The following is an 11,830-nucleotide window of genomic DNA, read 5'->3' as shown; positions in this document are numbered from 1 at the left end:
TTTTGAAACCAGTTAAACTATGGGTCGTCTTATTTTTTCCGATTACACAAAAAAATCACCCATGCCACTGACTATACTCCGCCAACTGCCAAGGATGCACCAGGTTCTCATTGGCGCCATAAGCACCCTTGTCGTATTACTGCTGTTTTGGCCTGGCGCGGAGCGCTCCAGTCACCCTGACCGTAAATTTGAAATCGGTAAACTCTATCCGCTCGATCTCGACTTACGTCCCGAGGCGGCAGAGGCCAACCAATTACGCCCGATGGCCGGTGATGAAACCCCGGTTTTCCCCGCACTCACCTGGAAAGAGCACACGGTTAAATCCGGTGAAAGCCTCGCGATCGTGTTTACCCGCGTTGGCTTAAGTCCCAATACCCTGTATCGCTTGGTGAATGCCGACGATGGCACCCGTAGTTTGACCAATTTGCAACCGGGTGACACGTTGCGTTTCGGTTTTGATGAAAACCACCAACTCGTCCAGCTGACCCAGCCACAAAGCGCCACCGAAACATTAGTCATCACCCGTACCGCCGACACCTTCTATTCCAAACAAGAAAAAAAGAACGTCGACATTCAATTGAATGTGGCCCAAGCCGTGATCACCTCCAGCTTTTGGAATGCGGCAGACAAAGCGGGGCTGACCGCCAACCAAATCATGAAGATTGCCGAAATCTTTGGTTGGGATATCGATTTTGCGTTAGATATTCGTGCCGGCGATCAGTTCTCGGTGCTGTATGAAGAAGAGTTAGTGGAAGGTGAATCGATTGGTAGCGGAGACATTCTGGCCGCCACCTTCACCAACCTTGGCCAGACGTTTACCGCCATACGCAGTGACGACGGCAAATATTACGACGAAAACGGCAATGCGATGCGTAAAGCGTTCCTGCGCTCGCCGATCAACTTCCGTTACGTCAGCTCGAACTTCAACCCGCGCCGTTTGCACCCTGTCACCGGCCGTGTGCGCGCACACCGGGGTACCGACTACGTGGCCCCTGTGGGCACGCCTATTTGGTCCGCCGGTGATGGTATCGTCGCTCAATCGGGTTACAACAAATTCAACGGTAACTATGTGTTTATCCGCCACACGGCGACGTACTTAACCAAGTACCTACACATGACCAAGCGCATGGTAAAAACCGGTCAACGCGTGAAGCAAGGCCAAACCATCGGTACCTTAGGCGGTACCGGCCGTGTGACGGGTCCACACCTCCATTATGAATTCTTGGTCAACGGCACGCACCAGAACCCGCGCACCGTGAAATTGCCACAGGCCCAATCGCTTTCAGGCAAAGAGAAAGCCGCTTTCAAGCGAATGGCTAAAGATCGTCTATCGCAACTGCAGCAATTCACTCAGTTCTTGGCAGACAACAGCCCACTACTGAATAACCGCAGTTAAGTCTTTCAGCCCTTTCTGCCATTGGCAAGAAAGCATCGGGCAGAAAAGCACCTGACAGGCAAACGCCAGACATAAAAAAGCCGCAATCACGATTGCGGCTTTTTTTTATTCACTGTCCGTCCGGACATCGGTCGACGCCCAAGCTTATACGCTGAACGACGCACCACACCCACAGGTGGTTGTCGCGTTAGGGTTATTCACGAAGAATCGCGACCCTTCTAGGCCTTCGGTGTAATCGACGATACCGCCAATCAAGTACTGCAGACTCATTGGGTCCACCACCAAGGTCACGCCACTGTTTTCAATGGTCATGTCGCCTTCATTCACTTTTTCATCAAAGGTAAAGCCGTACTGGAAACCACTACAGCCGCCACCGGTGATGTAGACACGCAACTTCAGCTCTGGGTTTTCTTCCTCGGCGATCAGCGTTTTCACTTTATTCGCAGCCACATCAGAAAAACTTAGCGGCACATTGACATCGCTCATTAGAAACCTCTCACATTCTCGGTTATGGCTGTGATTATCTAATACCTGACTATCTCGTTCAAGTATTGACCACCGAAGAGGCCGCTTGTTGGGCCTTTTTTTCGCGTTCTATCGTCCGATGTAACAATTGTGAGTAAATTGGTTGCCCGCCCAACACTTGCGCCAACATGGTCGCGCCCAGCGTTGTGATCACCAACGGCACAATCAAATGGTAGTTATTGGTCATCTCAATCACCAGTAACACCCCAGTGATCGGTGCACGTACCGTGGCGGCAAATAACGCGCCCATGCCCGCAATGGCGAAGATCCCCGGATCCAAGCCTAACTCCGGCATCCACCACTGCACCAAGGTACCAAAGAAGGTGCCGAACAGCGTGCCCATTGCCAACATCGGGGCAAAGATCCCGCCTGGCGCGCCCGATCCGAAACACAATAAGGTGGTCGCGACACGGGCCAAGAATAAAATGAGCAACAGGCTGATGCCGTATTCCCCATTGGTCGCCGTCGGGATCAAGGTGATCCCGCCGCCAGTTAACTCCGGTAAATACAGTAATAGCAGACCGAAGATACCGCCTAACACCGCCCCGACCATCAGGTAGCGGCGACGTTCATTACGGTGGATACGGACAAACATGTCTTGCGTCAGAGTGACGAGGCGATTAAACATCACGCCAAACACCCCAAAGATCATCCCCAACACCAAAAACAGCCACAATGACTCCAGCATCGGCGCATCATATTGCGGCATGGTGATCACCGCTTCCTGTCCGGCAATGCTGCGATACACGATGTTGGCCATAATGGCCGAGATCATCACGCATTTAATCGAGATCAGGCTGTAACGAAACTGCGGGCGCATTTCTTCGACCACAAACATGATCCCCGCCAACGGCGCATTAAACGCCGCGGCTAAACCGCCCGCGGCCCCGGAGGCTAGCAAGGCATGGCGACCTTCTTTGTCTTTCAGGCGAAAAATATCGGCAATCATGCAGCCGATGTTGCCGCCCATCTGCACTGATGGCCCTTCTCGGCCCAGTACCATGCCCGATCCCAGCGCCCCTAACCCGCCGACAAATTTCACCGGCAACACACGCCACCAGCGTACCGGCCGCATGCCATCCATCGCCCCTTCAATTTCAGGGATCCCGGACCCGCCCGCTTCCGGCGCAAAACGGTGCACAAGGTAGTACCCCAGACCGGCCAACAAGGCGCTGATCAAAAAAGCCGATAACCACAGCGGCAACGCACTGGTGAATTCATTGCGCAGCCACACGGTGCGCAGATCTGCCACCCAATGTACCCCGATCTCAAACAAGGTCGACAGCAAGCCCGCCCCCAGCCCGACCAAGGCTGACAGCAGCAAGACTGACAACGGGGTTTTATCGCGAGAAAGAAAACGCCGAACTAAGCCACTGGGCTGATGCCGCTCGGGCGCAGGTGTACCTTGATTGTTATCCGTCATGCAACGTGCCGTCATTGTATGTGAACAGACCCCAGAGTGGGGGCGTAAGTGAGGGTGCGGTGCGTGAGCAACGCTACTGCCAAGGATAGCGGACAGACGGCGAATTTTACATCGACAGAGTTGAAAACTAGCATTTCATCCCTGTATGCCTGTCGCAGTGTGTATACGCGGTTCCCCACAGACAATCACCCTAATTGAAAGCCCCTGTGAGCCTAGGTACAATGCCGACAGTTCAAATCGGACAGTTATCAATACAGGACATCATAATGAGCAAGTCAGCTGATTTATTTGCCAAAGCACAACAAACGATCCCAGGTGGTGTTAATTCACCGGTTCGTGCCTTCGCCGGTGTAGGCGGCAGCCCGCTTTTCATCGAACGCGCCGACGGTGCTTACATCTTTGATGCCGATGGCAAAGCCTATATTGACTATGTTGGCTCATGGGGTCCGATGATCCTGGGTCACAACCACGTTGCGATCCGCGATGCGGTGATCAAAGCCGCCCAACAAGGCCTGAGCTTTGGTGCCCCAACCGAAATGGAAATCACCATGGCAGAGTTGGTGACCACCCTAGTACCATCAATGGAAATGGTGCGTATGGTGAGTTCGGGTACAGAAGCCACCATGAGTGCGATCCGTCTGGCGCGTGGCTACACTGGCCGTGACAAAATCATCAAGTTTGAAGGCTGCTACCACGGCCACGCTGACTGCTTGCTAGTAAAAGCGGGCTCTGGCGCCCTGACACTGGGCCAACCAAGCTCGCCGGGTGTACCTGAAGATTTCGCGAAACACACCCTAACGTGTACGTTCAACAGCGTTGACTCGGTCCGTGAAGCCTTTGAAGCACACCCAGAACAAATCGCGTGTATCATCGTGGAACCTGTCGCGGGCAACATGAACTGCATCCCACCAGTACCGGGCTTCCTTGAAGGTCTGCGCGCACTGTGTGACGAATTCGGCGCCCTGTTGATTTTGGATGAAGTAATGACGGGCTTCCGTGTGTCGCATGGCGGCGCACAAGGCTACTACAACATCAAACCTGACCTCACAACACTGGGTAAAGTGATCGGCGGCGGCATGCCTGTCGGCGCATTCGGTGGTCGTCGTGACGTGATGCAATACATTGCGCCAACCGGTCCGGTTTACCAAGCCGGTACCCTGTCGGGTAACCCTGTTGCCATGGCCGCGGGTTTTGCCTGTCTGAACGTATTGACCAAAGACGGTCACGAAGAGCAGCTAAACACCACGACGAAACGTTTGGCAGAAGGCTTCCAAGCATTGGCTGACAAATACAGCGTGCCATTGGTGACCAACCAAGTGGGCGCGATGTTCGGCTTCTTCTTTACCGATCAAGCAGCCGTAACCTGCTACGATGAAGTGGCACTGTGTAATGTGGAACGCTTCAAGCGTTTCTTCAACCTGATGCTAGAAAAAGGCGTGTACCTAGCGCCTTCAGCCTTTGAAGCATGCTTCACCTCTCTGGCGCACAGCGACAAAGAGATCGAAGCCACATTGGACGCGGCAGAATATGCATTTGCCACGATTGCAGCAGAAGCCAACGCGTAATTCGTCTTTTTTCACAAGACATACGCAAACGTGATACGCAAAAGCCGCTCTCAAGAGCGGCTTTTTTATGCAAGTACGGTGGGGCTGTACCATCTGAAACGGTTTACGGCTGCCAGAAAAACAATGCCAAGCCCGCGAACCCCAACAATATCCACACCGCCAACGGTACACGTTTTAGCCAACTTTTTTTCTTGTCGTTACCGCAATCACAGCATCCCATTTCATTCTCCGTCGAGTTTCTCGCGCACATTCAACAGCTAATCATTGCCTCTGGCGTATTGCAGTGCAATCATTAGCCAAGCAACAATAAGATCAGGCTATTTTCAGCCATTATCTGCGCTTTTTTGGAAGGACGCTACCGTGCCAAAACCCTTTAAAATTGAGTCTCGCCACTGGATGTTGGTTGCCGCCTTGGCACTCGCTTCCTATGCCAGCTATCAACTCATACAGCCGTACATAGGCCCGATCGTGATGGCGTTTATCATCTCGCTGCTCTATTACCCGCTGCATTGCCGCATGGCAAACTGGATGCCACGATCGCCAAACTTGTCAGCCGTGCTGTCATGTACCCTATTGACCTTTATGATCATGATCCCTTTATTGGTCGTGTTCAGCTCCATCATTCATCAAGGCACCACCTTCTCAAAAGAGAGCTACACCTGGCTCACCCAAGGCGGGGTGGAAACGGTGTTATCTCACCCTTATGTGGTCAAACTGTTTGCCTTGATCGAGAAATACTCCCCGTTTGAGCCGCTCAATACCCAAGCGGTGATCCAGAAAGTGGCGACCATGGCCTCGAAATTTGGCGCGCAATTGCTCAACGTCAGTGCCAAAATTTTAGGGGATGCCACCAGCTTCCTGATGAATTTCATGTTGATGCTGTTTGTGCTCTTCTTCTTACTGCGCGATCACGACACCATTGTGGCAGCAATTCGCCATGTGCTGCCACTGTCCCGCAGCCAAGAAGACGCGGTATTGAATGAAGTGGAAGAAGTGGCGAAGTCTGCGGTACTGGGCTCACTGTTGACGGCGCTCGCCCAAGGCTTTGCCGGTGGTTTTGCCATGTGGCTAACGGGCTTCCCTGGCCTGTTCTGGGGGTCGATGATGGCCTTTGCCTCGCTGATCCCCGTGGTCGGCACCGCATTGATCTGGCTACCCGCGAGTATCTACTTGCTGCTGACTGGCCAATGGGAATGGGCGCTGTTCTTGGCCGCGTGGGGCGCCATTGTGGTCGGCTCCATCGATAACTTCCTGCGTCCATTGCTGATGCAAGGCAGTTCGGGCATGAGCACTTTGTTGATTTTCTTCTCAATCATCGGTGGCTTACATGTGTTCGGCTTGATTGGCCTGATCTACGGTCCGATCATCTTTGCCGTCACCTTGGTGCTGTTCAAGCTGTATGAAGTCGAATTCCAAGACTTCCTCAGCCACCAAGATCAACGCTAAGTGATCCATGAGGGTCGATGAGGCATTGCCCTATCGACCGTCATCTTCTTCTCGGGTGTCTGTCGCCCAAACATCCACACCTGCATCAACACCACCACAACACTGGTACCTACGCGCAAATCTGCCCCCTCGGTACTGCCACTTTTCTTATCCCCCAATTTGTGGAACAATCGCGCCCCAACTCACTTACCACACACCCTTTTCGAGGCCGTTATGTCTTATTGTGCAGCAAGCGAAGTCGCCGTCCGCCAACTGGAATTTTTTGAAAACCGCCATGTCTTGGTCGCCGGCGAACTGTCCGACACATTCCCTGTTGAGCTCGCGCAAACCGCCGCCTCTGTCACGGTGTTCACCACCAACTTCGGTTACCACCGCAACCTGAGTAAACACAGTGCTGTGACAACCGTCTTCGGTGCCGAATTCACCGCCGACGCGACCGTCGACATGATCCTGCTGTACTGGCCAAAAGCGAAAGCGGAAGCCGAATACTTATTGGCGATGCTACTGGCTAAGTTTGGTCCGGGAACGGAAATCTGTGTGGTCGGCGAAAACCGCAGTGGCGTACGCAGCGCCGAAAAACTGTTTGCGGCATTTGGCCCACTGACAAAATACGATTCCGCTCGTCGTTGCAGCTTCTATTGGGGCCGTTGTGAGCACGCTGCGCCGGCGTTTAACATCAATGACTGGTTCCGCAGCTACCCGCTAAACGTGGCAAACACCAGCATCACGATCCGCTCACTGCCGGGCGTATTCAGCCACGGTGAGTTTGATAAAGGGTCAGAGTTACTGCTGAAAACCCTACCGGCACTGTCTGGCAAGGTACTGGACTTTGGCTGTGGTGCTGGCGTGATCGGGGCGGTCATGAAAACCAATAACCCAACGATTGATCTGGAGCTGTGTGACATCAGCGCGCTGGCCATTGCATCCGCCAAAGAAACCTTCCGCGAGAACAATCTCGAGGCGCGCTTCACGGCCACCGATGTGTACGCAAGCCTGCCAGAGAGCTATGACTATCTGATCAGTAATCCGCCGTTCCACGCGGGCTTAAAAACCTTCTACTCAGCCACAGAAAACTTCATTGCAGAAGCGCCAACGCACCTCAACAATGAAGGCCAGCTGATCATCGTGGCCAACAGTTTCTTGCGCTACCCGCCATTGATTGAAGAAAGCCTTGGCAACTGCACCATCAGCGCGAAAAATAACAAATTCAACATCTACACCGCGCAAAAATAAACCGACAGGCCGAGCCTTTCCGCTCGGCCGTGTTACCTCACGATCTGGCTTAATCTCGCCGTTTTATCCGCGCGGCTTATTCGCCACACCGGCTTTGCTGAACCGTCACGGCTTTCGGCGTTCTCTTATTGTGTTTTGAGTCATTCCGGGCAGATCCCCTGTTATGAGCTCCGTAAATACCGTCAAAATTGTGTGACGCTACACGGTTCCCTAATCCCTTCCTTGCCTCAACAAAAAACAACGTATAAAAAGGGGCATGGTAATTTACCGGTTTTCACACTCGTTAATTTCGTCAATTTTTCGGTAAAAACGCCAAATAACAATGGGTAAAGCCTTGGCTTATCCGTTTTTTTGTTTTTATCACACAGGTAATTTCAGGCACCGGAATGCAGAAGACTACCCGTTTCAAGCGCCTTCAACACACGTTAATGTTGGCGTTTTTAGTATTGAGTATCACCCCATTAACCCTCTCCGCCCTTTTCTTTCTTAACTCTCACAGCACCGATTTGGAAGAGCAAAGCACGAACCATTTGGCATCGTTGCTCGACAACAAGCGCACCCAACTCAACAGTTTTTTTGCCGCGCGAGAATCGGAAGTGCAGAGCTTTGCCCGTTCAGAATTAGCCAATGCCAGTGGCGGCCGCTTCTATGGGTTAGTCGGGGCGTACCATCAACTTGGGGATCTGTCGGTAACGCTGGAAACCACCAGCCGCAGTCGTTATTACACCGAAACCCTGACCACCAAGTCACTCAATACCCAGCACAATGGTAACTACGTTGGCCATGAACGCTATCGCCTGATGTACAAACGCTACAACTGGGCGTATGACGAGTACCTTAAACGCTCCCCGTTTACGGATATTTTGCTGGTCGATATTAAGGGCAACATTGTCTATTCCGCTCATAATCCCGATACGTTCAGTATCAATCTGCAGCAGACAACCCATGCTTACCCTGCGCTGAGTCAAACCTTTGCCGCCATTCAGCAGCAAACAGAAAACGCCAAAGATGAGCAAGACCGCGTGCCAGTGGTCTTTACTGATTTCAGTCGCGAGCCGGGCCAACAAGATCTCTCTGCCTGGTTCGCCGCCCCGATCATTCAGCAAGGCTACTTGCACAGTTACGTCTTTTTTAAGCTCAGTAATGCTTCCCTGCAGCAAATTTTGAATGAATCGGACATGGGTAACCACTCGGTGCAAACCCTGCTGGTCGGTAACGACCACCGCTCCCGCCTGCCGATGGCAAACGAAAAACCGCTGACCTATTCCAGCCCAAGCATAGATCAAGCGCTGACCGGTGACAGCGGCGTGGGCAGTTTTGCCAACTTTAACGGTGTGCCGGTACTGAGTGCCTTTACCCCACTCCCTATCATGGATGGCACCCCATGGGCGCTGGTCGTGGAACTGCCGGAAGAAGAAGCCTTTGCCCGTATTCGCCAACTTGAAATCATCTTCTGGGTCGCTATGCTCACCGCTATCGTACTGGTGATCATGGCCTCACACTGGCTGTCCAACTCCATCACCGCCCCGCTCTTGCGCTTAACCTGGGCGGCAGAACGCGCCTCCGCCGGGGATTTGGAGCAAAAGATTGAGAGTACCGACCGTAGCGATGAAATTGGTCGCCTTGCGATCAGCTTTGCCCGCATGCAGTCCTCAATCCGAGAGAAAATGAGCCTGATCCGTAAGCAAAATACCGAGCTGGAACAGAACCTCACGGTCATTCAACAGAAAAACAAAGAACTGCAAACGGCCGATAAACTGAAAGATGAATTCTTGGCGACTACCTCGCACGAACTGCGCACCCCACTGCATGGCATGGTCGGGATCGCCGAATCCTTGCTGGCTGGGGCAAACGGACCCGTGCAGCGTTCACAGCGCCGCCAGCTGGAAATCATGATCAGCAGCGGTCAGCGCCTGACCAACTTGGTTGATGATCTGCTCGATTATCACAAGATGCGCTACGGTGACATGGACATTCAGCGCCACGCGGTAGAAGTATCCTCCGCCGTACGTCTGGTACTGGAACTGTCGAGCCACTTGCTGGGTACCAAACCGGTACGCATCATCAACCAAATTCCTGACGATTTACCGCCGGTACTGGCTGATGAACAACGTCTTGAGCAGGTCTTGTATAACTTGGTCGGGAACGCCATCAAGTACACCTCAGAAGGCAAAATCATCCTTTCCGCGACCATGCTGGAGAACCAAATTCGCATTCAGGTGGTGGATACCGGCCAAGGGATCCCTGCCGAACAGCTGGAACACATCTTTGAACCGCTGATCCAAGCCAACACCCATTCGGCCAACTACCGTCAGGGCTCGGGGCTTGGGCTCTCCATCAGCCGTCAATTGATTGAACTGATGGGCGGACGATTGTATGTCAGCAGCCAGCCGATGATAGGCACCACCTTCAGTTTCACGCTGAATTTGGCCTCCGAAGATGACATCGCCAGCAGCCAACTGTCTCACCGTAGCCTGCATTTCCAGGCGCCAGCGGCAGAAACGGCCTTCTGTGAAACCGAATCCATTGCAGAAAACCCAGACGGTGAACTGCTGCTCATCGTTGATGATGAGCCCGTGAACCTGCAGGTGCTGAATAACTTCTTACGCTTGGAAGGCTACCGCGTGATCACGGCTGAAAATGGCCCGCAAGCGATCAAACTGGTCGAAAGCCACCAGCCCGCACTGATGTTGCTGGATATCATGATGCCGGAAATGTCAGGCTATGAAGTGTGTGAGCAGCTCCGCCAGCAATACGATGTGTTAGCGTTACCGATCATCATGTTGTCGGCATTGGGGCAGGTACAAGACCGGATCCGCGGCTTTGAATCCGGTGCCAATGACTACTTGACCAAGCCCTTTAATAAAGAAGAGCTTATTGCGCGCATTGGGGCACACTTGAAAGCCGGTCAAACCGAGCGTCAGCGCCACGAAAACGCACGGTTAGCGGAAGAAATTCAGCGCCGCGAACAAGTGGAAGCGGGGCTCATCGAAACCCAAGGCCGCTTATTAGGGCTGCTAGAGTCAACCAATGAAGCCATCATCTGCGTGCAAAGCGGAGGCCGCATTCGCTACGCGAACGGCGCCGCGGGGGCCTTGTTTGGCCGCGCCCCGGAGCAAATTGAACGCCACCAAATCGATGACATTCTCGCGACCCATTTGCCCGATGACATCAGCAACAGTCACCATTTCCACGGCAGCTTGATGTTCCGCATTGGAGATGGGTTAATCGCACTCGATACCGATGTCATTAACCTGCCCGAAGAGTCGGGGCTATTACGCATGTTTATTTTTGATAACCATGGCCCGACCGAAGAACACCGTATTCAGGTCTTAGAAAAGGCGGTAGAAGTGCTGTCTGGGTTTGCCTTTAACCGTGACCGCAATCAACTCACCACCCTGCGCCATCTGGGTGATGAGTTCAGCGATTTAGCGGATAAGCTCGATACAGATGGCAAAAGCCGAGGCGATACCTTGCGAGAGTTGTTGGTAGAGATAATGAAACACACCCTGAAAGTATGGGAAAACAGCAACCATAAAAGTAAGTTTGAGCTGGCAGAAGAAAGTGGCCTGTGGCGGGTGTACCTTGACCGCAGTACGCTGCAAACCCGCACGCTGGATAAATACCTGCATGTCGAGACCTTACCGAAAACCCCGCGTTGGCGAACGGTCCTCAGCACCATCGACTTTGTATTAGAACGCAGTCACAGCCACCCTGAAGGCCGCAAGCAACTGGCGAAAATGAAAGAACAGCTGCAGCAGCTTATCCATCAATAACGGCCACAGACGCCCATCAACAACCACCTAAGCCTGCTCACCGAGCAGGCTTTTTTTTGCCTCGAAATATCACTTTAAAACCGCAAAAAAACGATTTTGACCGCGCGTAAATAACGGTCAAAAACCCTCCATCCGCGCGCTAATCGCCATGAAAAACGCCAGATCAAGGAAAATGTTTCAGTTTATGAGAAGCCAATCACAACAAATCCAGACCAAAGAATTTCCGCAGGGAATTAACCCACAAAATTGACCTCGTTACATTCACAGTAAAAAATAACACACGCAAGTCATTGTCTTAACTGTAATTATCACCAGTCACATTAAATGCAAAAACAAACACCAAATGTGACATTGAGCACAAGCGCATCCCAACCCAGCGTAAGATCACACTCGTTAATTAACGTTTTTTACGGATGGGTGGCGGGATTTGACGTTTTTAACGGGAAGTTAGATTGACCGAATTGTT

General features: G+C 52.5%; 7 protein-coding genes. 5 read left to right on the top strand and 2 right to left on the bottom strand.

The window, feature by feature from the left end; all coding sequences use genetic code 11:
- Window positions 1-61 precede the first annotated feature (61 nt).
- Window positions 62-1,396 carry a peptidoglycan DD-endopeptidase ShyC gene (gene shyC, locus L4C36_RS02435; protein WP_428476192.1) on the top strand — a complete coding sequence of 445 codons (1,335 nt, stop codon included), beginning with the start codon at window positions 62-64 and terminating at the stop codon, window positions 1,394-1,396.
- Between the two features lie 144 nt (window positions 1,397-1,540).
- Here shyC and erpA read toward each other — a convergent pair whose 3' ends face one another.
- Together erpA and clcA are read right to left on the bottom strand one after the other, a co-directional pair.
- Window positions 1,541-1,882: an iron-sulfur cluster insertion protein ErpA gene (erpA, locus tag L4C36_RS02430; RefSeq protein WP_428476191.1), complete on the bottom strand. Its 342-nt coding sequence runs from the start codon at window positions 1,880-1,882 to the stop codon at window positions 1,541-1,543.
- Window positions 1,883-1,940: 58 nt separating this feature from the next.
- Window positions 1,941-3,344, bottom strand: a complete 1,404-nt coding sequence (gene clcA, locus L4C36_RS02425; RefSeq protein WP_428476190.1) for a H(+)/Cl(-) exchange transporter ClcA — start codon at window positions 3,342-3,344, stop codon at window positions 1,941-1,943.
- 266 nt (window positions 3,345-3,610) lie between these two features.
- Here clcA and hemL point away from each other — a divergent pair, with 266 nt between their 5' ends.
- The 4 genes from hemL to L4C36_RS02405 all read left to right on the top strand — a co-directional run bounded on the left by hemL (window position 3,611) and on the right by L4C36_RS02405 (window position 11,364).
- On the top strand, window positions 3,611-4,909 hold the full coding sequence (gene hemL / locus L4C36_RS02420; protein WP_428476189.1) for a glutamate-1-semialdehyde 2,1-aminomutase: 1,299 nt from the start codon (window positions 3,611-3,613) through the stop codon (window positions 4,907-4,909).
- Between the two features lie 360 nt (window positions 4,910-5,269).
- Window positions 5,270-6,355 (top strand): AI-2E family transporter, encoded by a 1,086-nt coding sequence (locus tag L4C36_RS02415; protein WP_428476188.1) that lies wholly within the window; start codon window positions 5,270-5,272, stop codon window positions 6,353-6,355.
- Window positions 6,356-6,568: 213 nt separating this feature from the next.
- Window positions 6,569-7,588 (top strand): 16S rRNA (guanine(1207)-N(2))-methyltransferase RsmC, encoded by a 1,020-nt coding sequence (gene rsmC, locus L4C36_RS02410; RefSeq protein ID WP_428476187.1) that lies wholly within the window; start codon window positions 6,569-6,571, stop codon window positions 7,586-7,588.
- A gap of 386 nt (window positions 7,589-7,974) precedes the next feature.
- Window positions 7,975-11,364: a response regulator gene (locus tag L4C36_RS02405; protein WP_428476186.1), complete on the top strand. Its 3,390-nt coding sequence runs from the start codon at window positions 7,975-7,977 to the stop codon at window positions 11,362-11,364.
- Window positions 11,365-11,830: the final 466 nt, after the last annotated feature.

Origin of the sequence: Photobacterium japonica, assembly GCF_050337005.1 — a bacterium.
Lineage (GTDB): Bacteria > Pseudomonadota > Gammaproteobacteria > Enterobacterales > Vibrionaceae > Photobacterium > Photobacterium japonica.
Note: the sequence above shows the minus strand (reverse complement) of the source record. Positions and strands in the feature narration are given on the sequence as shown.